Origin of the sequence: Mycobacterium sherrisii (assembly GCF_002102355.1) — a bacterium.
GTDB classification, from domain to species: Bacteria; Actinomycetota; Actinomycetes; order Mycobacteriales; family Mycobacteriaceae; genus Mycobacterium; species Mycobacterium sherrisii.
The window spans coordinates 1-21,380 of sequence record NZ_LQPT01000127.1 but is presented as its reverse complement, the minus strand read 5'-3'; the positions used below and the strand labels follow the sequence as shown (position 1 = coordinate 21,380).

Annotated in this window: 22 protein-coding genes and 1 pseudogene; 14 read left to right on the top strand and 9 right to left on the bottom strand. The window is 68.6% G+C overall.

All coding sequences use genetic code 11. The features are described from left to right. Together AWC25_RS26220 and AWC25_RS26215 are read left to right on the top strand one after the other, a co-directional pair. A partial coding sequence (locus AWC25_RS26220) for an MmpS family transport accessory protein (protein ID WP_244899614.1) occupies positions 1-352 on the top strand: 352 nt, incomplete at its 5' end. Continuing rightward, complete coding sequence (locus AWC25_RS26215; protein WP_069400976.1) at positions 352-981, top strand: DUF2561 family protein; 630 nt, start codon at positions 352-354, stop codon at positions 979-981. The genes AWC25_RS26220 and AWC25_RS26215, both read left to right, overlap by 1 nt. A gap of 13 nt (positions 982-994) precedes the next feature. On the opposite strand, the gene AWC25_RS26210 is transcribed toward AWC25_RS26215, so the two are convergent. After that, positions 995-1,228: a hypothetical protein gene (locus tag AWC25_RS26210; RefSeq protein ID WP_069400977.1), complete on the bottom strand. Its 234-nt coding sequence runs from the start codon at positions 1,226-1,228 to the stop codon at positions 995-997. 261 nt (positions 1,229-1,489) lie between these two features. On the opposite strand from AWC25_RS26210, the gene AWC25_RS26205 reads away from it, so the two are divergent. Further along, positions 1,490-1,933 (top strand): DUF5994 family protein, encoded by a 444-nt coding sequence (locus AWC25_RS26205; RefSeq protein WP_069400978.1) that lies wholly within the window; start codon positions 1,490-1,492, stop codon positions 1,931-1,933. A gap of 33 nt (positions 1,934-1,966) precedes the next feature. Here AWC25_RS26205 and qcrB read toward each other — a convergent pair whose 3' ends face one another. The 4 genes from qcrB to ctaE are packed head-to-tail and all read right to left on the bottom strand — an operon-like array spanning position 1,967 to position 6,325. After that, entirely contained in the window at positions 1,967-3,631 is a 1,665-nt protein-coding gene (gene qcrB, locus AWC25_RS26200; protein WP_069400979.1) for a cytochrome bc1 complex cytochrome b subunit, read from the bottom strand. Further along, positions 3,628-4,821: a cytochrome bc1 complex Rieske iron-sulfur subunit gene (gene qcrA, locus AWC25_RS26195; RefSeq protein ID WP_069400980.1), complete on the bottom strand. Its 1,194-nt coding sequence runs from the start codon at positions 4,819-4,821 to the stop codon at positions 3,628-3,630. The genes qcrB and qcrA overlap by 4 nt, the downstream gene beginning before the upstream one ends. Then, entirely contained in the window at positions 4,818-5,684 is an 867-nt protein-coding gene (gene qcrC, locus AWC25_RS26190) for a cytochrome bc1 complex diheme cytochrome c subunit (protein WP_069400981.1), read from the bottom strand. The genes qcrA and qcrC overlap by 4 nt, the downstream gene beginning before the upstream one ends. Positions 5,685-5,713: 29 nt before the next feature. Beyond that, complete coding sequence (gene ctaE / locus AWC25_RS26185) at positions 5,714-6,325, bottom strand: aa3-type cytochrome oxidase subunit III (RefSeq protein ID WP_044506566.1); 612 nt, start codon at positions 6,323-6,325, stop codon at positions 5,714-5,716. Positions 6,326-6,451: 126 nt separating this feature from the next. Here ctaE and trpD point away from each other — a divergent pair, with 126 nt between their 5' ends. Further along, positions 6,452-7,564: an anthranilate phosphoribosyltransferase gene (gene trpD / locus AWC25_RS27620; RefSeq protein WP_069400982.1), complete on the top strand. Its 1,113-nt coding sequence runs from the start codon at positions 6,452-6,454 to the stop codon at positions 7,562-7,564. Here the strand turns inward: trpD and AWC25_RS26175 are convergent. Continuing rightward, positions 7,502-9,364: pseudogene (locus tag AWC25_RS26175) on the bottom strand (DEDD exonuclease domain-containing protein); the annotation flags it as partial. The gene trpD and the pseudogene AWC25_RS26175 overlap by 63 nt on opposite strands. Before the next feature lie 152 nt (positions 9,365-9,516). On the opposite strand from AWC25_RS26175, the gene AWC25_RS26170 reads away from it, so the two are divergent. The 4 genes from AWC25_RS26170 (at position 9,517) to pimB (ending at position 13,169) form a co-directional block, all read left to right on the top strand. After that, complete coding sequence (locus AWC25_RS26170) at positions 9,517-9,783, top strand: hypothetical protein (RefSeq protein WP_069400983.1); 267 nt, start codon at positions 9,517-9,519, stop codon at positions 9,781-9,783. 170 nt (positions 9,784-9,953) lie between these two features. Beyond that, positions 9,954-11,111 (top strand): peptidoglycan hydrolase RipC, encoded by a 1,158-nt coding sequence (ripC, locus tag AWC25_RS26165; protein WP_069400984.1) that lies wholly within the window; start codon positions 9,954-9,956, stop codon positions 11,109-11,111. A 166-nt stretch (positions 11,112-11,277) separates the two neighbouring features. Beyond that, positions 11,278-12,012, top strand: coding sequence for a hypothetical protein (locus tag AWC25_RS26160; protein ID WP_372513603.1), 735 nt, complete (start codon positions 11,278-11,280; stop codon positions 12,010-12,012). A gap of 17 nt (positions 12,013-12,029) precedes the next feature. Beyond that, complete coding sequence (gene pimB / locus AWC25_RS26155; protein WP_069400985.1) at positions 12,030-13,169, top strand: GDP-mannose-dependent alpha-(1-6)-phosphatidylinositol monomannoside mannosyltransferase; 1,140 nt, start codon at positions 12,030-12,032, stop codon at positions 13,167-13,169. An 11-nt stretch (positions 13,170-13,180) separates the two neighbouring features. On the opposite strand, the gene AWC25_RS26150 is transcribed toward pimB, so the two are convergent. After that, a complete protein-coding gene (locus AWC25_RS26150; protein ID WP_069400986.1) occupies positions 13,181-14,983 on the bottom strand; it encodes an AMP-dependent synthetase/ligase in 1,803 nt (600 codons plus the stop codon). 193 nt (positions 14,984-15,176) lie between these two features. Here AWC25_RS26150 and AWC25_RS26145 point away from each other — a divergent pair, with 193 nt between their 5' ends. The 5 genes from AWC25_RS26145 (at position 15,177) to AWC25_RS26125 (ending at position 18,649) form a co-directional block, all read left to right on the top strand. After that, positions 15,177-15,575 (top strand): polyketide cyclase / dehydrase and lipid transport, encoded by a 399-nt coding sequence (locus tag AWC25_RS26145; protein ID WP_069400987.1) that lies wholly within the window; start codon positions 15,177-15,179, stop codon positions 15,573-15,575. Between the two features lie 101 nt (positions 15,576-15,676). Beyond that, positions 15,677-16,114: an SRPBCC family protein gene (locus AWC25_RS26140; RefSeq protein WP_069400988.1), complete on the top strand. Its 438-nt coding sequence runs from the start codon at positions 15,677-15,679 to the stop codon at positions 16,112-16,114. 40 nt (positions 16,115-16,154) lie between these two features. Beyond that, positions 16,155-17,396 carry an ArsA family ATPase gene (locus AWC25_RS26135; protein ID WP_142279066.1) on the top strand — a complete coding sequence of 414 codons (1,242 nt, stop codon included), beginning with the start codon at positions 16,155-16,157 and terminating at the stop codon, positions 17,394-17,396. Beyond that, positions 17,393-17,800 (top strand): hypothetical protein, encoded by a 408-nt coding sequence (locus AWC25_RS26130; RefSeq protein WP_069400989.1) that lies wholly within the window; start codon positions 17,393-17,395, stop codon positions 17,798-17,800. Before AWC25_RS26135 ends, AWC25_RS26130 begins: the two co-directional genes overlap by 4 nt. A gap of 84 nt (positions 17,801-17,884) precedes the next feature. Then, entirely contained in the window at positions 17,885-18,649 is a 765-nt protein-coding gene (locus AWC25_RS26125) for a lysophospholipid acyltransferase family protein (RefSeq protein WP_069400990.1), read from the top strand. On the opposite strand, the gene AWC25_RS26120 is transcribed toward AWC25_RS26125, so the two are convergent. Further along, a complete protein-coding gene (locus AWC25_RS26120; RefSeq protein ID WP_085168217.1) occupies positions 18,646-19,953 on the bottom strand; it encodes a glycosyltransferase 87 family protein in 1,308 nt (435 codons plus the stop codon). The two genes, AWC25_RS26125 and AWC25_RS26120, sit on opposite strands and share 4 nt — an antisense overlap. 114 nt (positions 19,954-20,067) lie before the next feature. Here AWC25_RS26120 and AWC25_RS26115 point away from each other — a divergent pair, with 114 nt between their 5' ends. After that, entirely contained in the window at positions 20,068-20,934 is an 867-nt protein-coding gene (locus AWC25_RS26115) for a hypothetical protein (RefSeq protein ID WP_069400991.1), read from the top strand. On the opposite strand, the gene AWC25_RS26110 is transcribed toward AWC25_RS26115, so the two are convergent. Further along, a partial coding sequence (locus AWC25_RS26110; RefSeq protein ID WP_142279065.1) for an integrase core domain-containing protein occupies positions 20,931-21,380 on the bottom strand: 450 nt, incomplete at its 5' end. The genes AWC25_RS26115 and AWC25_RS26110 overlap by 4 nt on opposite strands.

The following is a 21,380-nucleotide window of genomic DNA, read 5'->3' as shown; positions in this document are numbered from 1 at the left end:
GCCCACCAGCGCGCCCCCGCCCGCCACCACGTCGGCCACCGCGGCCCCGCCCGCACCGCCTCCGACCACCACGCCGGCCGGCCCGCGGCAGGTGACCTACTCGGTGACCGGCACCAAGGCGCCGGGCGACATCATCTCCGTGACCTACGTCGACGCCTCCGGACGCTCCCGCACCCAGCACAACGTCTACATTCCGTGGTCGATGACGGTCACTCCGATCTCACAATCCGACGTCGGCTCCGTGCAGGCGTCCAGCCTCTTCCGGGTCAGCAGGCTCAATTGCTCGATCACCACGAGCGATGGGACGGTGCTGTCGTCCAACAACGGCGACGCGCCGCAGACGAGCTGCTGATGGTCAACAGATATTCCGCGTATCGGCGCGGGTCCGACGTTCCGCCGGATGTCATCGACCGCCTGCTGCTGGGCGTCTGCGCCGCGGTCTGGCTGGTACTGCTCGGCGTGAGCGTGGCCGCGGCCGTCGCATTGGCCGATCTGGGCCGGGGCTTTCACAGCGCGGCCCGCAACGCGCACAGCACGCCGTGGGTGTTGTACGCCGTCATCGTCATATCCGCGTTGATCATCGCGGGAGCGATCCCGGTGCTGCTGCGGGCCCGCAGGATGAGCAAGACCGAGCCGCCGGTGGTCAGATCGACTGCCCTGCAGGGACGCCCGTCGGTCACGCAGCCGGCCGGGCGCAAGGTGGTCGACCGGGTGCGCCAGCAGCGCGCCGCGGCGGCGGGGACGGTCGGGGAGTGGTCCGGCGAAGCGGTGGACCGCATCTGGCTGCGCGGCGCGGTGGTGATGGTTGGCACCATCGGTGCGGCACTGATCGCGGCCGCCGCGGCGACCTATGCGATGGCCGTCGGGCACGACGGCCCGTCGTGGGTCGGCTACGCGCTGGCCGGCGTCATCACCGCGGCGTTGCCGGCGGTCGAGTGGCTGTTCGTGCGGCAGCTACGCCACGAGGTCGAGGCCAACTAGTCCGACCGGGCCGTCACACCGCCTTGGCGTACCGGCGGATCAACTGGTCGTCGCGGACGGTGCTGGTGTGCTGCAGCCCGCCGGCGTCACGGCAGAAGAACGTCCACTTGCCGGGGCTCTTCTGCGGGCCGCCGATCATCTTGACCGTGTAGCGCAGCCGGCTGGGTTCCAAGGTGCCGATGACGTCGCCGACCCGGACATCGGAAGGATGGATCTCGGGAGCATCGTCCCAGTTCTGTATTGCCATGAATGTGCCAGGCCCCATTTCTGTTGCCCCCAGCCTACGTGTAATCCGCCGCGCGCATCGGCAATGGGCCGGGTGCGGTCAGTGAACATTTACCGGTGGCGTAGCGTGAGCTGTGAGTTTGTCCTCGTTGGCCACGATTGACCACCGCATTGGCTCCGAAGACACCCACTCCGCGCCCCGCGCCCGTGAGGCGATGTCGCCAGCGAAGGGACCACCCGTGACGTGTGCAGCTATGGCCAGCGCGGGACGGCGACATCCCCGATGACCCGTCTGCTGAGTGGTCGCGGCCGATCCCACCCGGTTCGGGTGTCGGTGGCCCGCGAGCTCGGCCGCGCCATCGACGGCGCGTGGTGGCCTCGCGCCGACCGCATCACCAACGAGTTGCCCGACCTGATCGCGACGCTGACCCCGCTGCTGGGCGACATCACCTCGATCAACGTCAACTGGCAGCCGCTGCAACGTCCGCCCGACTTCAACTGGCCGGGCTGGGAGCACAAGCGTCAGCACGTGATGACCATCAGCGGCGACAGCGGGTGCGTCAACCTGCTGATCGTCTCGTACGCCACCTACAGCACGCTGGCGCGGATGGTGCTGCGCTGCGCCGCGGATCTGCCGGTCGGCGACGACGATCGCCTCAAACCGGTGTTCACGACCGCCGGCTCAATCGTGCGGGCGGCCCAACAGCAACGCGTCGGCTGCCATTAGTCGACGCGTTGCTGTTTCTAGGCCGTATCAGAGCTAGTGCTCGCCGTTGACCGATCCGTTGGTGTCCTGACGCTCCCGCAGCGCGGTGAGAGCGCGTTGCTCGGAGGCGTGGGCGGCCTCGCGCAACGCCGCGTCCTCGGCCGGCGGGTCGGCGAACAAGAAGCTGCCGCTGCCCGGTGAACCGCCCGAACCCAACTTGTTCATCTTGTTGGGGATCGGCGCACCCTGGTACTCCAGCGGGATCGGATGGCCGTGCTCGTCGACCGGGCCCAGCGGCTGGTGCAGCTCGATGTACGCACCCTGGGGCAGCCGCTTGATGATGCCGGTCTCCACCCCGTGCTCGAGCAGTGCGCGGTCGCTGCGCTGCAGGCTCACGCACCACCGGTAGGTGGTGAAGTACACCAACGGCGGCAGCACCACCATGCCGATGCGCCCGATCCACGTCGTCGCGTTCAGCGAGATGTGGAACGTGAACGCGATGATGTCGTTCATCGCGCACAGCGTCAGCAGCATGTAGAACGAGATCGCCATCGCGCCGATCGAGGTCCGCACGGGGACGTCGCGCGGCCGCTGCAGCAGGTTGTGGTGGGCGTTGTCGCCGCTGAACCGCTTCTCCAGGAAGGGGTAGATGACCAGCAGCACGAAGATCAGGCCCATGATCAACGCCACCCAGACCGCGGCGGGAATGGTGTGGTGCCAGAAGTAGAACTCCCACGGCGGCCAGATACGTGCCAGGCCTTCGGTCCACATCATGTAAAAGTCGGGTTGCGAACCGGCCGACACCTGAGATGGCTTGTAGGGCCCCAGGTTCCAGATCGGGTTGATCTGCAGCAGGCCGCCCATCAGCCCCAGCACGCCGACGATCGCGGCGAAGAACGCGCCGGACTTGACCGCGAACACCGGCATGACCCGCACGCCGACGACGTTGTGCTCGGTGCGGCCGGGGCCGGGGAACTGGGTGTGCTTCTGGAACCACACCATGGCCAGGTGCAGCCCGATCAGCGCCAGGATGATGCCCGGGATCAACAGGATGTGCAGCGAGTACATCCGGGGGATCAGGATGGTGCCGGGGAAGTCGCCGCCGAACAGCGCCCAGTGCAGCCAGGTTCCGATCACCGGCATGCCCAGCGTGATCGACGACAGGGCGGCCCGCAGGCCGATACCGGACAGCAAGTCGTCAGGCAGCGAGTAACCGAAGTAACCCTCGAACATCGACAGGATCAGCAGCAGCGACCCGATCACCCAGTTGGCCTCGCGTGGCCGGCGGAACGCGCCGGTGAAGAAGATGCGGGCCAGGTGCACCATGATCGACGCCGAAAACAGCAGCGCGGCCCAGTGGTGCACCTGCCGGACGAACAGGCCGCCGCGCACCTCGAAGGAGATGTCGAGCGCCGACTGATAGGCGCGGGACATGTCGACGCCCCGCAGCGGTTGGTACACACCGTTGTAGGTGACCTCGACCATCGACGGGTCGAAGAACAGCGTGAGGTACACACCGGTGAGCAGCAACACGAAGAAGCTGTACATGGCGATCTCACCGAGCAGGAACGACCAGTGCGTCGGGAAGACCTTGTTGAGTTGTCTACGCACCGCCGCCGACGGGTGATACCGGGTGTCGATGTCCTCGCCCTGGCGGGCCAGGACATCGCCGATCTTCGGGGGACTCATCAGCTTTGAGGAATTCAACCGTGGACTCATGATGTCGTCCTCTCCCAAAATGCGGGGCCGACGGGCTCGATGAAGTCGCCGTTGGCGACCAAGTACCCGTCCGAGTCGATGGTGATGGGCAGCTGTGCCAGCGCCCGCGCGGCCGGGCCGAAGATCGGCTTAGCGAAATGCAGTGCGTCGAACTGCGATTGGTGGCACGGGCACAGAATCCGGTAGGTCTGCTCCTCGTACAGCGAGGCCGGGCAGCCCAGATGCGAGCACACCTTGGTGTAGGCGAACAGCTGGCCAAAGTTGAAGCTCTCTTGCCCCTGCCGCTTGACCATGCGCGGCATGTCGCTGGGCCGGATCCGGATGAGCATGACCGGGTTGCGGACACCCATCTGGATGGCGGTCAGCTTCTCCTTCGATTCCACCGTGGTGCCGTCGCCGTCGGACTCGCGCCACGGGAAGACGGTCTCCATGCCGCCGGCGTCGATGTCCTCCGGGCGCATCTTGACGAAGGGCGCCCCGGTGTGCGAGCCGGTGGCGCGCGCCAGGTAGATCGTCTCGCCGTGGTAGCGGGGGGTCCAGCCCGACGTCCACAGCGCGGCCTTCATGCCGTCGGCGGTGGGCACGACCGGTTTCCACGGGTTCTTGATCAGGCCGCCGGCAAACGCGACCAGGGTGCCAAGACCGAACGCGCCCAGGCCCAGCCCCAGCGACGCGCCGATCAGCTTGCGCCGCCCGATGGTCGACGTCTGGTAGGCGTCGGTCAGGTTGGCCACCACGGTCTTGCGGTCGATCTCGCGGGACGCCCCGTCGTGCCGCTGCTGGATCGAAATCTCTTCCGGGATAAAGCGTTTCTGGTAGAGAATCGCGCCGATCGCGATCGACAGGATGGACATGCCGAAGGTCAGGCCGTACAGCGGAGTGGTCAGCGAATAGACGAGGTTGCCGGAGTCGCCCTCCGGCTTGTACTCCCACGGCCAGAACAGGAAGACCAGCAGCAGCGCCAGTCCGAAGCCGCCGCCCAGCAAAAGCCACAGCGCCACGCCGCGCGCGGCGCGCTTTTCGGCTCTGGTGCCCTCGACCGGCCAGCGAGACTCCTTGAAGACCGTCTCGACGCCGTCCATCCTGCCGCCCAGCTCGAGCAGCTCCTGGGTGGACATCGCGGCCAGGGCGGCCTCGTCGGGCTCGTTGGGAGAGCCGGTGCCCTTGTCAGTGTCTGAGCCGACGCTCATGCTCGCGCCCCAATCCACAGTGCCAGCGCGATGGCGGCAACCATCCCGATGATCCAGGCGGCCATACCCTCAGGCGCGGGCCCGAACCCGCCCAGGCCATACCCGCCCGGCGAACGTTCCTCGGTGACGTTCTTGACGTAGCCGATGATGTCCTTCTTGGCTTCGAACGACAGCTGTCGGTCGGAAAACTTCGGCATGTTCTGCGGACCGGTCAGCATCGCGGTGAGGATCTGCTGCTCATTGGCCGGCTCGAGCTGTGGCGCGAACTTGCCGGACGACAGCGCCCCGCCCCGGCCGGTGAAGTTGTGGCAGGACGCGCAGTTGAGCCGGAACAGGTCGCCACCGCGGCCCAGGTCGGTGCCGCGCAGCGACTTCATCGCGATGCTGCCGTCGGGGTTGCGCACGACCGTGGGGCCGCCGCCGTTGGCCTGCACATACGCACCGATCGCGTCGATCTGGGCCTCGTCGAAGATGGGTTCCTTGCGCGGGGCCTGCGCCTCGCCGCGCATCGCCGGCATCCGGCCGCTGGACACCTGGAAGTAGATGGCCGCCTCGCCGACGCCGACCAGGCTGGGGCCGTGGTCGGGGACGCCCTGCAGGTTGGCGCCGTGGCAGGACACGCACGACGTCTCGAACAGCTGCTTGCCGTTGCGCAGCAGCGCCGAGGATGATTCGTCGGCCACCGCCACCTGGGGGGTGGGAGTCAACACGGCCGCCACCCCGCCGGAGATGGTCAGCGCGATCATCAGCAGCAGCCCGCCGGTCAGCCGACGCCGCAGCCGCCGCCGCGATCGGCTGCTCGACGCACTGGACTGGCTCTGCGGCTTGCGGCCGCGGGATCGGACGAATCCCAGGTTCTTCAAGCGAGCACTCCTGTTCATCTGACGCCGGCTCATCGAATGAAATAGATCACGGTGAACAGCGCGATCCACACGATGTCGACGAAATGCCAGTAGTAGGAGACGACGATGCTGGCCGTCGCCTGCGCCGGGGTGAACTTGCTCATCCCGGTGCGGGCCAGCAGGAATATGAAGGCGATCAGCCCGCCCGTCACGTGCAGCCCGTGGAATCCCGTCGCGAGATAGAACACGCTGCCGTAGGCGCTGCCGTGGATGGTCGTTCCGTGGGTGGCCAGGTGGTAGTACTCGTAGCCCTGCCCGAGGATGAAGAACAGCCCCATCAGGAAGGTGATCACATACCAGCGGCGCAGCCCGAACACGTCGCCGCGCTCGGCGGCGAACACGCCCATTTGGCAGGTGAACGACGACGCGATCAACACCAGCGTCACCGGAACGGCCTGGTACAGATTCAGCTCGGTCGGGGGCGGCGGCCAACTCCCGCCCGCTTGTGCGCGCGCGGTGAAGTAGAACGCGAACAGGCCGGCAAAGAACATCAGCTCGCTGGAAAGCCACACGATGGTGCCGACACTGACCATGTTGGGCCGGTTCAGCGAATGCACCCGAGACGTGATCGCAGTCCCCGAGGTCCCTACAGCACTCGTCACATCCGCAAGTATGACGCTTTGTAGTTGTTGAACTCTACCCGGGGCCGGAATTCGCTCGGGCGCGTCGTTTTAGGGCCCCCGACGCGAGGGTTGGGCGGTGGTGGCCCGCCGTGGGACCATCGGCGCGTGGCTCTGTCACGTGAAGTTCCATCGTCCCGGGTGTTTTCTGCCGCCGCCCCCGGCGCCGCACCGACCTGGCCGCAGCTGCTCGCCCGGTTGACCGACGGCGACAACCTGGCGCGCGGGCAGGCCGCGTGGGCGATGGAGGAGATCATGACCGGCAACGCGCGGCCGGCGCAGATCGCCGCGTTCGCCGTCGCGCTGAAGATGAAGGCCCCGACCGCCGCCGAGGTCAGCGAGCTGGCCGAGGTGATGCTCAGCCACGCCATCCCGGTCCCCAACGACACGATCCACGGCGATATTCGAGACGCCGTCGACATCGTCGGGACCGGCGGCGACGGGGTGAACACCGTCAACCTGTCCACGATGGCCGCGATCGTGGTCGCCGCCGCCGGGGTGCCCGTGGTCAAGCACGGCAACCGCGCGGCCTCCTCGTTATCCGGCGGCGCCGACACCCTCGAGGCACTCGGCGTGCGCATCGACCTCGGACCCGATCAGGTCGCCCGCAGTCTGGCCGAGGTGGGCATCGGGTTCTGCTTCGCCCCGGTGTTTCACCCGTCCTACCGGCACGCGTCGGCGGTGCGCCGTGAGATCGGGATTCCGACGGTCTTCAATCTCCTTGGGCCGCTGACCAATCCGGCGCGCCCGCGGGCCGGGTTGATCGGCTGCGCGTTCGCCAGTCTGGCCGAGGTGATGGCCGGGGTGTTCGCCGCACGGCGCGCCAGCGTGCTGGTGGTGCACGGCGACGACGGTCTCGACGAATTGACCACGACCACCACCAGCACCATCTGGCGGGTGCAGGCGGGCACGGTCGACAAGCTGACGTTCGACCCCGCGGGTTTCGGGTTCGCCCGCGCCGAGCTCGACGAGCTGGTGGGCGGCGACGCCGGGTTCAATGCCGCCGAGGTGCGGGCGGTGCTGGGCGGCGCCAAAGGCCCGGTCCGCGACGCGGTGGTGCTCAACGCGGCCGGCGCGATCGTCGCGCACGCGGGGCTATCCAGCCGCGCTGAATGGTTGCCGGCGTGGGAGGACGGGCTGGCCCGCGCCGCCGCGGCCATCGACTCCGGCGCCGCCGAACAGCTGCTCGCGCGTTGGGCGCGGTTCAGCCAGCAGGTCTGAGTCCCGTTCGCGCACCGCCTGTTCGCTCGCCAGTCGCGCCGAGCGTGCGGTCGCGGCCCAACCGGCCCACGGACCGGCGGACCGCAGCGGGGAGGACCAGCCGATGTCGTCGGCGACCCGCACGATGCGCACTCCGGGGGCGGACAACCAGCGTGCGATCAGTGCCGTCTCTTCAACCAGCGCCCCGCCCAGCGGCCCATCGGTCGGCAGAATCGCTTGTGCGCCAGCGTGAATGGCGTCGATCACCGGTATCGGTGGCACCCCGCGGCGGGCGTTGCCGGCCGCGGCGAGCTGGCCGTGGCGGATGACGGCGAGGTGGTAGCCGCCGCTGCCGTCCGGGGCGGCGGCGATCAGCTCGGGCAGCGCGGCGAGCGCCCGCAGCCGCTGGCCTCGCCACAGGATCTCGACCGCGGCGGCCGTGCGGTCACGCAGCCGCGCCGCGCTCTCGAAGTGGCGATGCTCGGCCAGCGCGGTGACCTGGTCGACCGCGGCCGCCAGGGCGCTGTTGTCGGTGCCCTCGATCAGGTCCGCGGCCCGCTGTGTCGCCGCGGCGTACTGCGTGGCGGTCAGGTCGCGCCCGGCGGGGCAGGGCGACACCTCGACTTCGGGGCAGGCCGGGCCGTGCCGGGCCGACCGTCCGAGCCGGGCCGTGCAGGTGCGGATTCCGGTGAACCGCGCCAGCAGCGCCGCGGTGTCGGCCGCCTCGGTGCGGGACCGAAACGGCCCGATGGCGCGGTCGTGGCGCGGGGCCCGCACCACCGACCACCGGGGAAACGCTTCCTCGCTGAGCACCACCCACCACCAGCGCTGCGGGAAACGTGAGCGGCGGTTGTACGGCGGAGCGTGCGCGACGAGCATGCGCAGCTCGCGCACCCCGGCCTCGAGCGCGTGGGCGCATTCGATGGCCTCGACCGCGCCGGCCAGGGTGACCATCTCCTTCATCCGCCCGCGCGGATCGGCGCCGGTGAAGTACTGGCCGACCCGGCGGCGCAGGTCGACGGCGGTACCGACGTAGAGCACCTCGTTGGCGGGCCCGCGGAACAGGTAGACCCCGGGCCGGTGCGGCAGCGGATCGGCGAGCACCCGCTTACGGCGCTGCGTCGGCGTCACGTTGGGCAGGTAGGAGCGCAGGTCGGCGTAGTTGTGCACGCCCTGGTTGCCCACCCGTTCGATCAGGGCGTGCAGCACGTCCACGGTGGCGCGGGCGTCGTCGAGGGCGCGGTGGGTGGGTTGGGTGGTGACCGCGAACAGCCGCGCCAGCGCACCCAGCCGCACGCTGGGCGCCTCCTCGCGGCTCAGCACCCGGCGGGCCAGCTGGACCGTGCACAGTACTTGCGTTCGGGGCCAACGGATTTCGCAGCGTTGCGCGGCCGCTCGCAGAAATCCGACGTCAAACCGCGCGTTGTGGGCGACCAGAATCGCCCCGCAGTCCAGTCCGGCGAACTCCAGAAACATCGGCAGCACGGCGTCGATGGTCGGGGCGTTGCACACCATCGCGGTCGTGATCCCGGTGAGCCGCACGATCTGGGGCGGGATGCTGCGCTGCGGGTCCACCAGGGTGCCGAATTCGCCGAGTACGACGCCGCCGCGGACCTTGACCGCCCCGATCTCGGTGATGGCGTCGGCGGGTGCTTTGGCGGTAGTCCGGCTGCGCCCGCCGGTCGTCTCGAGGTCGACGACGACGAAGGTGGTTTCCCGCAACGGGATGTCGTCGGTCGGCGCGCAACCCGCCATGGGACCCGTGTCGGGGCCTGCATCGAGGTCGGCGAAACTCAGCTGAGTCCCACCCGTCACACGCATGGGCGTGACGTTAAGCGTCGGGCCCGACAGCCGTGCCGTCCCACGCCGCACTGCGGTGGGCGGAAGTTGTCGGTGGTCGTGGTTAGCGTTCACCGCAGCACGACTTGGTTTGGCAAGTCGATTCGCAGGCCGGACGAGAGGACCGATCCACGATGGCCCAGAGCAGCGCACCTGAAGGCGATGGCGGCACACGCGGCGCGGCGCCGGTACCGGCCGGGCCGATAGTGATCGACTGCGACGATTGCGCGGCGCGCGGTCCCGGCTGCCGGGATTGCGTCGTCAGCGTGCTACTCGGGGTACCGGATACCCTGTTGCAGGACGAGCGGGCCGCGCTCGAGGTGCTCGCCGAGGCGGGGTTGGCCCCGCGCTTGCGGCTGGTGCCGATCCATCGCCATTATGGGTCCGACGTTGCGTCATGACCCCGCAAGCCAAACCCCAGGAATTCGTCTTGTCCACATACTTTCGTCAGAATTCTTTCCATTTTCTTAACGATCTGGTTTGGACAAACGCCGATATCGTTTCGTAACCTGTTTGAGACCTGAACCCAGCTCGACCTCGACCGTCGATGGCAGTTTAAGGAAGCAATACTTTGAGTTTCGGCTCCGCGCAAGCGATTTCGCGTGTCCTCACGCGGTCAGTCATCGGAACGCTGGCAAGCTTCACGGTTTTGGCGGGCATCTGCGCCGCCAATGTGGTGGCCGACCCGGCCGAAGACGCGGTCGCAAAACTCAACGAGCTATCCCGACAGGCGGAGCAGACCACCGAGGCCATGCACAGCGCGCAGCTTGACCTCAACGCCAAGCTCGCCGCCCAGCAGGCGGCCGACAAGAAACATGCGGAGGACCAGGCCGCGGTCGACAGGGCGCGGGCCCGGCTGGCCAGCTTCCAGACCGCCGTGAACAAGCTCGCCGCAGCCACCTACATGGGTGGGCGGGTCGACGGCATGGAGGCCATGCTGACCGCACAATCACCGCAGGGGCTGATCGACAAGATGGCCGTGCAGCGGGTGATGGCGACGCAAATGCGGACCCAGATGGCCGACTTCCGGCTCGCCGGCGAGCAGGCCGCCAAGGCCGAGCGGGAATCCGCCAAGTCCGCCGCGGACGCCAAGAGCGCTGCCGAGCAGGCCGCCGCGGTGCGGGCCAGTCTGCAGTCCAAGCAGAGCCAGCTGCAGGTCCAGATCGCCGTGGTGAAGTCGCAGTACGTTTCCCTGTCGCCGGAGCAGCGCACCGCGCTGGCCGACCCCGGTCCCGTCCCCGCGGCGGCCCCGGCCCCGGGTGCCCCCGGGCCGGACGCGCTACCCCCCGGCGCCCCGCCGGCCGGTCCCCTCGCGCCCGGTGACGCGCCGTTCCCCGGCGGCTTCCCCGGGATGGCACCGGGCGGCCCCGGCGGTGGTGGCGGTGACCGGGCCAACGTCGTGCAGGCGGCGCTGAGCCAGGTCGGGACGCCGTACTCCTGGGGTGGCGCCGCACCCGGCGGATTCGACTGCTCGGGCCTGGTGATGTGGGCGTTCCAGCAGGCAGGCATCTCGTTGCCACACTCCAGTCAGGCGCAAGCCAACGGCGGTCAGCCGGTCGCGCTGTCGGACCTGCAGCCCGGCGACGTGGTGACCTTCTATTCCGACGCGTCACACAGCGGCATCTATGTCGGCGACGGCATGGTGATCCACTCCTCGACTTACGGCGTGCCGGTACGGGTGGTGCCGATGAACGCCGCCGGCCCGATCCACGACGCCCGCCGTTACTGAGCGGGCCGCCCCGCGACCGTTCCGTCGACATCGCCGGTGGCTTTCGCTGGTGCTGGCCGCGGTGTTCGTCGTCGAGTTCGCCGTGGCCGCGGCCCTGCCGTTCGACTCGCCCGGCGGTCCCGCGACATCCGCGCCGCCGGCCGGATCCGCGCCCGGCCAGCCGAGCGTGGCAACGGCGCCGCTGCTGATCGGTGACCGCGAGATCCGTTTGGTCAGCCTGGGCGGGCCCGCCGCCGACCGCCTGCTCGCCCGGATCGCGGCCAACATCGGCGCGGCCATCGACAGGGTGGAGGCGTTTTGGGGAATCGACTGGTCGCGCGACATCTCGGTGCTGGCCGCCGGTTCCGACGAGCAGTTCCGCGCCGCCGCCGGTGGGGGCGGGCCGACGCAGTGGGCCGACATCGCGGCGGTGACCGTCGCCGACCGGATCGACCCCGCGCACCGGCTGGTACTGGGCCAGCGGATCGTTTTCGCCCCCGGCGCGGCGACCATGAGCGATTCGGCGTTGCGAATCGTGTTGACACACGAGCTTTTTCATTACGCCTCGCGGGCCGACACCGCGCTGGACGCGCCACGCTGGTTGACCGAAGGCGTGGCCGACTTCGTGGCCCGGCCGCCCGCGCCGGTGGACCCGCGCGCCGCGGCGGCGTCATCGGGCCCGCAGCCGTCGGACTCCGAGCTGGACACGCCCGGGCCGCAACGCTCGCTGGCCTACGATCGCGCCTGGTGGTTCGCCCGGTTCGTCGCCGACTCGTTCGGTGCGCCGCGGCTGCGGGCCTACTATCTGGCCGTCTGCGGGGTGGCGCGGCTCGACCCGGTGAGTGCCGGTCGCGACGTGCTGGGCATCGACCCGGCCGGGCTGCGCGCGCGCTGGCAGCACTGGCTGGCCGCCGGGGCCTGATTGCTAACGTGACGCGGGTGAGCCGGGTCCTGCTGGTAACCAACGACTTTCCGCCGCGGCGCGGCGGAATTCAGTCGTACCTGCGCGAATTTGTCGCCCGGCTGGTCGACACCGGGGCACATTCGGTGCTGGTCTACGCGCCGCAGTGGAAGGGCGCCGACGCCTTCGACGCCGAAGCGGCCGGCTACCGCGTGGTGCGTCACCCGGGGACTTTGATGGTGCCGGGACCGACGGTCGACAGCCGGATACGCCGGCTGATCGGCGAGCACGGCATCGACACCGTGTGGTTCGGCGCGGCGGCGCCGCTGGCGCTGCTGGCCGGCCGCGCCCGGCAGGCCGGCGCGTCCCGGGTGCTGGCCAGCACGCACGGCCACGAGGTGGGCTGGTCGATGCTTCCGGTGGCGCGACAGGTGTTGCGCCGCATCGGCAACGACACCGACGTGGTGACGTTCGTCAGCCGCTACACGCGGTCTCGGTTTGCGACGGCATTCGGGCCCGCGGCGTCGCTGGAATATCTGCCGTCCGGAGTGGACACCGATCGGTTCCGGCCCGACCCGGCCGGCCGCGACGAGCTGCGCAAGCGTTATGGGCTGGGGGAGCGGCCCACCGTGGTCTGCCTGTCGCGGCTGGTGCCGCGCAAGGGTCAGGACGTCTTGATCAAGGCGCTGCCGTCGATCCGGACGCGTGTCGAGGGTGCCGCACTGGTGATCGTCGGCAACGGTCCGTATCTGGGCGCGCTGCGCAAGCTCGCGCACGACGTCGAGGTGGCCGATCACGTAATTTTCACCGGCGGGGTGCCGACGGCCGAGCTACCCGCCCACTACGCGCTGGCCGACGTGTTCGCGATGCCGTGCCGCACCCGCGGCGCCGGGATGGACGTCGAGGGCCTGGGCATCGTCTTCTTGGAAGCCTCGGCCACCGGTGTTCCGGTGATCGCCGGCGACTCGGGCGGAGCGCCAGAAGCCGTGCAGCACAACAAAACCGGGCTTATCGTCGACGGTCACTCGGTGGCCGAGGTGGGTGCGGCGGTCACCGAGTTGCTGACCGACCGCGACCGGGCCGGCGCAATGGGCGCGGCCGGACGCCAATGGGTGACCGCGCAGTGGCGCTGGGACATGCTGGCCGCCCGCCTGGGCCAGCTGCTGACACCGGGGTAACCGCCCGGGCACTAATCCTTCTCGTAGATCGCCTCGATGTCCGAGGCGAATTTCTCGGCCACCACGTTGCGCTTGACCTTCATCGTCGGTGTCAGCTCCCCGGTGTCCTCGGTGAAGTCGACCGGCAGGATGCGGAACTTGCGGATCGACTCGGCGTGCGACACCGCCAGATTGGCCTCCTTGACCGCGGCGTCGATCTCGGCCATCAAGTCCGGGTCGGTGGCCAAATCGCCCACCGACGCGCCCGCGGGCTTGCTGTTGCGGTGCTTCCAACCCTCGAACGCCTCGGGATCGATCGTGATCAGCGCGCCCACAAAGGGTTTGGCGTCCCCGACCACCAGCGCCTGACTTATCAACGGATGTGCCCGCAGCTGGTCCTCCAGCACGGCGGGCGCGACGTTCTTGCCGCCGGCGGTGACGATGATCTCCTTCTTGCGGCCGGTGATCTTCAAGAAGCCGTCCTCGTCGAGCGAGCCGAGATCGCCCGTCTTGAACCAACCGTCGGTGAACGCCTCGGCGGTGGCCTGCTCGTTGCGCCAGTAGCCGCTGAACACCACGCCGCCGCGCACCAAGAGCTCGCCGTCGTCGGCGATGCGCATGCTGTTGCCGGGCAACAATGTTCCGACGGTGCCGATCTTGACCTGGCCGACCTGGTTGACCGTGATGGCCGAACTGGTCTCGGTCAGGCCGTAGCCCTCGTGGATGGTCAGCCCTACGCCCCGGTAGAAGTGCCCCAACCGCTTGCCCAGCGGCGCGCCGCCGGAGACCGAGGCGTGGCAGTCGCCGCCCAGCGCCGCGCGCAACTTGTGGTAGACGAGCCGGTCGAACAGCGCGTGCCTGGCACGCAACAGCAGCCCGGGACCGCTGCGGTCGTACGCCTCGCTCCAGTCCACCGCGGTCTGCACGGCGCGGGCGAAGATCGGACCCTTGCCGTCGTTGGCGGCGTTCTGCTCGGCGGTGTTGTACACCTTCTCGAACACCCGCGGCACCGACACCACGACGGTCGGCTTGAACTCGGCAAACATCGGCAACAAATTCTTGATGTCACTGGTGAAACCGACGGTGACCTTGTTGGCGCACGCCGACAGGGTCAGTGCGCGGGCCAGTACGTGGGCCAGCGGCAAGAAGATCAACAGCCGCTGCCCCTCGCTGAGCAGCGTGGGCAGACACTCCTTGGCGCCCTTGGTCTCGTAGAGCAGGTTGGCGTGCGTGAGTTGACATCCCTTGGGGCGCCCGGTGGTTCCCGACGTGTAGATCAGCGTGGCCGGGTCCGCGGAGCGCAGTGCGCTTTGCCGGGCCGCCAATTCGGCCGGGTCGACCGCCGCGCCGGCCTCGACGAGTTGGTCGAGGGCCTTGGGGCCGGAGCCGTCGATGTGCAGCACCCGGCGCAGGGCGGGAAGTTCGCCGGTGAGCTCGGTGACCATCGCCGCGTGCGCATCGGTCTCGGCGAATGCCACCACGGCTTCGGAATCCTGCAGCACCCAGCGCACCTGTTCGGCCGACGAGGTCTCATAGATCGGGACGGTGACGCCGCCGATGGCCAGGATGGCCAAATCGAGGATCGCCCACTCGTAGCGGGTGGCGGAGAAGATCGACACCCGGTCACCGGCCTGCACACCCAGGGAGATCAGTCCCAACGCCGCCGAACGAATCTGCTCGGCGGCCTCGGCGCACGTGACGCCGGTCCACACGCCGTCGACCAGCCGTTGGTAGATGACAAAGCTGGGGTCGTCGCGCTCGTGCTCGAAGACCATGGCCGCGATGTTCTCCTGCTCGCCGACGGTGAAGCGGGCGGGAACGCTGTACTCACGCACTTGTTGACCTCGATTGACCTAGGAACGGTGGCCGGGCTTGCTGTCACCCAGACTAATCGCGATATTCCCGCAGTCCGGTGGCGGTGGGCTGACGCGGCCCGCGATTGCCGGGCGCGTCCGTGCCGCGGTCGATCCCGGCCGGGCGGCGGGTGGCCGGCGGCGACGGGTGAGGACGATGTGTGAAGCTGAAACGATGCACAGTATCCAGATCGCGGACCAGACCTATATCGCCGCCGACGGCGCCCGGGTTGGCGCCGCGGTGGCCGATCCGTCGCAATGGCGGCGGTGGTGGCCGGATCTGCGGCTGCAGGTCGTGGAGGATCGGGCCGAGAAGGGCATCCGCTGGACCGTCACCGGGGCGTTGACCGGCACCATGGAGATTTGGCTGGAGCCCATAAAAGACGGGCTGGACGGCGTGGTGCTGCACTACTTCCTGCACGCCGAGCCGACGGGTGTGGCGGCCCACCAGCTAGCGAAACTGAACTTGGCAAAGCTGACGCACCGCCGCCGGGTCGCGGGTAAGAAAATGGCGTTCGAGGTCAAGACGACGCTGGAACGGTCACGTCCGGTGGGTGTTTCTCCGGTAGCTTAGCCGCGGCGCGGTTGACACGGAGTACCGTTCGGTCCCATGCGGGGCACTCCCGAAGGTGACCGGGAGCGGACGCAGTCAACGGGAGAGAGGGCAGCGGCCAGGTGGCGGAAAAGACGACCCAGACCATTCACATCGAGGCGGATCCGGACGCGGTGCTGCAGGTGATCGCCGACATCGATTCGTACCCGGAGTGGATCTCGGAATATAAGGAAGCCGAGGTGCAGGAGCGCGGCGCCGACGGTTACCCGAAGACGGTGCGATTCGTGATGGACGCCGGCGTCATCAAGGACACCATGGTGATGGCCTATCAGTGGCCGGCCGATCACAAATCGCTGAGCTGGACCCTGGTTTCCAGCTCGCTGCTGCGCTCGTTGGAAGGCTCATATCGGTTGGCGGCCAAGGGATCTGGCACCGACGTCACCTACGAGCTCGCGGTCGACCTGGCGATTCCGATGATCGGGTTGCTCAAGCGCAAGGCCGAGCGCCGGCTGACCGACACCGCCTTGAAGGATCTGAAGAAGCGAGTCGAGGCTGAGTGAGTCTGATCCGTCCGCCCCTACCGTGTCCGAATCCTCGTCCGTGTCCCGGATCAGCCTCTTCGTCGGCAAGGGCGGCGTAGGGAAATCCACCCTCGCCGCGGCCACCGCGGTCGCCGACGCGATCGACGGGCGACGCGTGCTGGTGGTGTCGACAGATCAGGCGCATTCGCTCGGCGACGTGCTGGGCGTACCGGTGCCGCCGAGCGGCCGTGGCGAACCGGTCCGGGTGCTCGCCGACCTCGCTACCCAGCCCGGCGGGGCCTCGCTCGACGCGATGGCCCTGGACACCCTGGCGCTGCTCGAGTCCCGCTGGGTGGAAGTGGTCACCGCGCTGGATCGGCGATTCCCCGACTCCGAGCTGAGCAGCATTGCCCCCCAGGAACTTTCGGCGCTGCCCGGCATCCAGGAGGTGCTGGGCCTGTATGCGGTCGGCGAGTTGGCGTCGTGCGGGCAATGGGATCGCGTCGTCGTCGACTGCGCCTCGACCGCGGACGCCTTGCGGATGCTCACCCTGCCGGCCACCTTCGGCCTCTACGTCGAGCGGGCCTGGCCGCGGCATCGCCGGCTGTCCCTCGCGGCCGACGACCCACGCTCGGCCGCCGTGGTGGAACTGGTCGAGCGCATCAGCAGCAGCGTCGAGACGTTGAGCGCGCTGCTCACCGACGGCGATCGGGTCGGCGCACATCTGGTGCTCACACCCGAGCGCGTGGTCGCGGCCGAGGCGGTGCGCACGCTCGGTTCGCTGGCGCTGATGGGGGTGCGCGTCGAGGAACTGATCGTCAACCGGGTGCTGGTGGAGGACGAGTCCTACGAGTACCGCAACCTGCCCGAGCACCCGGCCTTCTATTGGTACGGCGAACGCATCTCCGAGCAGCGGGCGGTGCTCGACGAACTCGACGCCACCATCGGCGACGTCGCGCTGGTCATGACGCCGCTGCTGGCCGGCGAACCGATCGGCCCCAAGGCGCTCGGCGGGTTGCTCGACAGCGCCCGTCTGCGGCGTGGAGCGGCCCCGCCGGGACCGTTGCGTCCTATTGTGGACCTCGAATCGGGGACGGGACTTGGGGCGATCTACCGGATGCGGCTAACGTTGCCCCAGCTCGACCCGGGATCGCTGTCGCTGGGCCGGGTGGACGACGACCTGATCATCAGCGCCGGTGGGATGCGGCGCAGGGTTCGGTTGGCGTCGGTACTGCGCCGGTGCACCGTGCAGGACGCGCATTTGCGCGGTGACGAGCTGACAGTTCGATTTCGACCGGATCCGGAGGTGTGGCCCAAGTGACGACGCCGCATTCCGAGCTGGGTCCCGAACTGCGCCGGCTGGCCCAGGCGATCCTGGACGGCATCGACCCGGCGGTGCGAATGGCCGCGACGATGACGGCGGGCAACGGACCCGGGACCGGCAAGTGTCAGCAGATCTGGTGTCCGGTGTGCGCGCTGGCCGCCCTGGCCACCGGTGATCAGCACCCGTTGCTCACCGTGATCGCCGACCACAGCATCGCCCTGCTGGAGGTCATCCGCGCGATCGTCAGTGACGTCAGCGACATCGACCGGTCCGCCACGCCGCCGCCGGATGACCCGCCCGAAGGCGGCGCCGCGGCCGACGGCGACGGCGCCACGGAGGCGGGGGCCGACACCGATGGGCGAAGCCGTTACCAACCCATTCCGGTGACCATCGAAGAATGATCCCGCCGGGCGAATGTGGTCGGTTGCGTCGGGGATGGGTACAGTTGGCGCAAACACCGGCGGGTGCGGGCGAGAGGGAGGGCCATGTGGTACTGGCTATTCAAGTACATCCTCCTCGGCCCGCTGCTGCAGGTTCTCGGTCGCCCGAAAGTCGAAGGCCTGCACTATGTTCCGAACTCGGGCCCGGTGATACTGGCCAGTAATCATCTGGCCGTGATGGACAGCTTCTTCCTGCCGCTGGTGGTGCGGCGCCGCATCACCTTCCTGGCCAAGTCCGAATATTTCACCGGCACCGGAATCAAGGGCTGGTTCAGCCGGTGGTTCTTCACCGCCGTCGGTCAGGTGCCGATCGACCGCAGCAACGCCGACGCCGCGCAGGCCGCGCTCGACACCGCCGAGCGGGTGCTGGCCTCCGGCAAGCTGCTGGGCATGTACCCCGAGGGCACCCGTTCGCCCGACGGCAGGCTGTACAAGGGCAAGACCGGACTGGCCCGGTTGGCGCTGCAGACCGGTGTTCCGGTGATTCCGGTCGCGATGATCGGTACCAACGTCGTCAACCCGCCCGGGACGACGATGCTGCGCTTCGGCAAGGTGACCGTCCGGTTCGGCAAGCCGATGGACTTTTCCCGATTCGAGGGCCTGGCCGGCAACCGGTTCATCGAGCGCGCCGTCGCCGACGAGGTGATCTACGAACTCATGCAGCTCTCCGGCCAGGAATACGTCGACGTCTACGCCGCGACCGTCAAAAATCGCGACAAGGATTCCGCCGCCCCCGATCCTGCTTCCGAGCCTGGCCCCGCCGCTGCCTCCGAGGAAGCCACCCGAATCCCGGAAACCGCCGCCGGTTAACCGACCACGTTCACGTCGCCGATGAGCTGACGGCCAGCATCGGAATCGTTGCGCGCCAAGGGGTTTCGCGCGCCGACCCGGGCCGTGACGGTGAGTCCGGCCGCGGCGATCACCGCGAGCGCCCACCACACGTACGACATGCCGAGCAGTTGACGCCACCAGTTGGCGGTCTCCTCATGGTGTTTGGGCAACAGCTCGAGCGGTTTCCACGCCATCAGCGCAACCCCGGCGACGGTCAACACGCCCAGCGCGACGTTGCGGCGCCGCCAGCCCAGGATCGCCGTCACCAGCAGCGTCGGCAGCACCCACACCCAGTGGTGCGACCAGGACACCGGAGACACCAGCAGGCCGAACAACGCGACGCACACGACCGCCAGTATCGGCTCCCCGGCCTGCAGCACGTGCCGCATCGCCCACACGGTCAGCACCAGCACGGCCAGGCACAGGCCGGCCCAGAGCAAGAACCGCAGGTGCTCGCCGAGCCCGAGCCGGGCCAGCGCGCCGGCGATGTTCTGGTCGGTGTTCAGCGCCGCCGAACCGATTCGGTCGGTGTGGTGCACGGTGTGGGTCCAGTACTCCCACGAGTCGCTGAAGGCGAGGATGAACCCGAGCAGCGTCGCCGCCGCGAACGACGTCACGGCCGTCAGCGCGCTGCGGAAATCCCGGCGCACCAGGAAATAAAGCAGGAACACCGCGGGGGTGAGTTTGAGCGCCATGCCCAGTCCCAGCAACACGCCGCGCGGCCACGGCGTGCGGCGCGGCACGCAGTCGGCGATCACCAGCGTCATCAGCACCACGTTGATCTGGCCGAAGGCGAAGTTGGAGTCGATGGGCTCCAGCCAGATCGTGGCCGGCGCCACGATCAGCACCGCCAACCACCACCGGCGCAGCCAGGCCGGGCCGGGCAGCAGCGCCGAGCTGGTCCAGACGTCCAACCGGGTCAGCACGATCACCGTTGACAGCACCAGCAACACCAGCGTCAGCAGCGTGATCGCGACGCTGGCCGCCGGCATGTGTAACCAGGCGAACGGGCAGAACACGATCGCCGCCAGCGGCGGGTAGGTGAACGGCAGGTTCAGCCCGATCGGTGTGTGGAACAACACATCGCCGCGGTACAGCGGGCGGCCATCCAGCCAGGTCTGGCCGCCCATCTGATAGATGTCGATATCGATGCGATAAGGCGTCTGCGCAAACAGGCCCCAGGCCGTGTAGCCCAGTGCAGCGGCCGCCAGCAGCCACAACAGGCACCAGACCAACGCCCGCCCCGCTCGGGTGCCCACGCCGGGCGCCTGCGAAATACTCATGTCGCAGAACAGCGTAATCGGTGCGCAGGGCCGTCACGGCCCACCGCGCGGCTCCCGCGCCGCGCCGGTGTGCCGGCGTAGGTTGCAAGCGTGTGGCCCTGGTTCGCGCCCCGAGTGGCGCACTGGTTCTCCCACGACATCGTGGCCGGCGGTCGGCTGCCGTTGCTGTGCTGCCTGATCGCCTTCATCCTGACCTTCTTTGTCACCCGGACCTTCGTGCGTTTCATCCGCCACCGCCTCGCCGCCGGCCGCCCCGCCAAGTGGTGGCAGCCGCGCAACGTTCACATCGGGGGAGTGCACATCCACCACGTGACGTTCGGGGTGGTGTTGGTGATGATCTCCGGGCTGACGTTGGTGACGCTGTCGGACAACGGGCAGGAGCCCGAAAATACAATAGCTGCAATATCTTTCGGTATCGGCGCGGCACTGGTGCTCGATGAGTACGCGCTGATCCTGCACCTGTCCGACGTGTATTGGGAAGAGGACGGCCGCACGTCGGTGGACGCGGTGTTCGCCGCGGTGGCGGTGGCCGGACTGCTGATCATGGGGCTGCACCCGCTGATGCTGTTCTTCCCGCTCTGGCATGACCGGGCGTCGACGGCCTGGCACGCCGCGGTGATCGGCGCGATGGTGCTGACCCTGCCGCTGGCCGTGGTGGTGGTGCTCAAGGGCAAGGTGTGGACCGGTCTGGTTGGCATGTTCATCGTGGTCTTGCTGATCATCGGCGCGTTGCGGCTGTCCCGTCCGCACGCCCCCTGGGCCCGCTGGCGCTACAGCACCCAGCCCGACAAGATGCGGCGCGCCCTGCAACGGGAACGGCGGTGGCGTCGTCCCGTCGTGCAGGCCAAGCTGTGGTTGCAGTGCGCGATCGCCGGGACCCCGCGGCTGCCCGACGACCGCATGGTCGACGCCCAGCTCGACCACGACGTCCATCCCGCGCCGCCGCCCGAGGGCACCGAGCCCATCCTGATCGGCGGCTAGTTGTATGAGGCCATGACATTGGTGACGCCGGTGGCGAGTCGTGATGCTGGTGGCTGGCCTGCGGCGGCAGAGTGTGGTCGATGGTAGTTGAAGTGGATGTTCCAGACTTTGAGTGCTTCGGCGCGTTGGGTTTCTGAGGTCCATGTCCTGGCGTAGAGGAACTCTTCGGCCAGGATGCGGTTGTAGCGCTCGACTTTGCCGTTGTGGCGCGGGGTGTAGGGCGTGATGAATTGGTGGCGTGCGCCGTGGAGCACGTGGGCGAAGTCTTTGGCCCGGTAGCAGGCGCCGTTGTCGGTGACGATCCGCTGGATGCGGTCGATGCCATGGACGGCGAACCATACCCGGGCGCGGTGCATGAATCCGATTGCGGTGACGGCTTTTTCGTTGTCAAGGGCTTCGGTGTAGGACAGTCGGGAGAACCCGTCGACGGCCGAATGCAGGTACAC

Coding starts and splice junctions, on each gene's coding strand:
- AWC25_RS26170 (WP_069400983.1), top strand. CDS start 9,517: ATGGCCCAGAGCAGCGCACCTGAAGGCGATGGCGGCACACGCGGCGCG.
- AWC25_RS26210 (WP_069400977.1), bottom strand. CDS start 1,228: ATGGCAATACAGAACTGGGACGATGCTCCCGAGATCCATCCTTCCGAT.
- qcrB (WP_069400979.1), bottom strand. CDS start 3,631: ATGAGTCCACGGTTGAATTCCTCAAAGCTGATGAGTCCCCCGAAGATC.
- AWC25_RS26145 (WP_069400987.1), top strand. CDS start 15,177: ATGCACAGTATCCAGATCGCGGACCAGACCTATATCGCCGCCGACGGC.
- AWC25_RS26125 (WP_069400990.1), top strand. CDS start 17,885: ATGTGGTACTGGCTATTCAAGTACATCCTCCTCGGCCCGCTGCTGCAG.
- AWC25_RS26205 (WP_069400978.1), top strand. CDS start 1,490: ATGACCCGTCTGCTGAGTGGTCGCGGCCGATCCCACCCGGTTCGGGTG.
- AWC25_RS26120 (WP_085168217.1), bottom strand. CDS start 19,953: ATGAGTATTTCGCAGGCGCCCGGCGTGGGCACCCGAGCGGGGCGGGCG.
- AWC25_RS26215 (WP_069400976.1), top strand. CDS start 352: ATGGTCAACAGATATTCCGCGTATCGGCGCGGGTCCGACGTTCCGCCG.
- qcrA (WP_069400980.1), bottom strand. CDS start 4,821: ATGAGCGTCGGCTCAGACACTGACAAGGGCACCGGCTCTCCCAACGAG.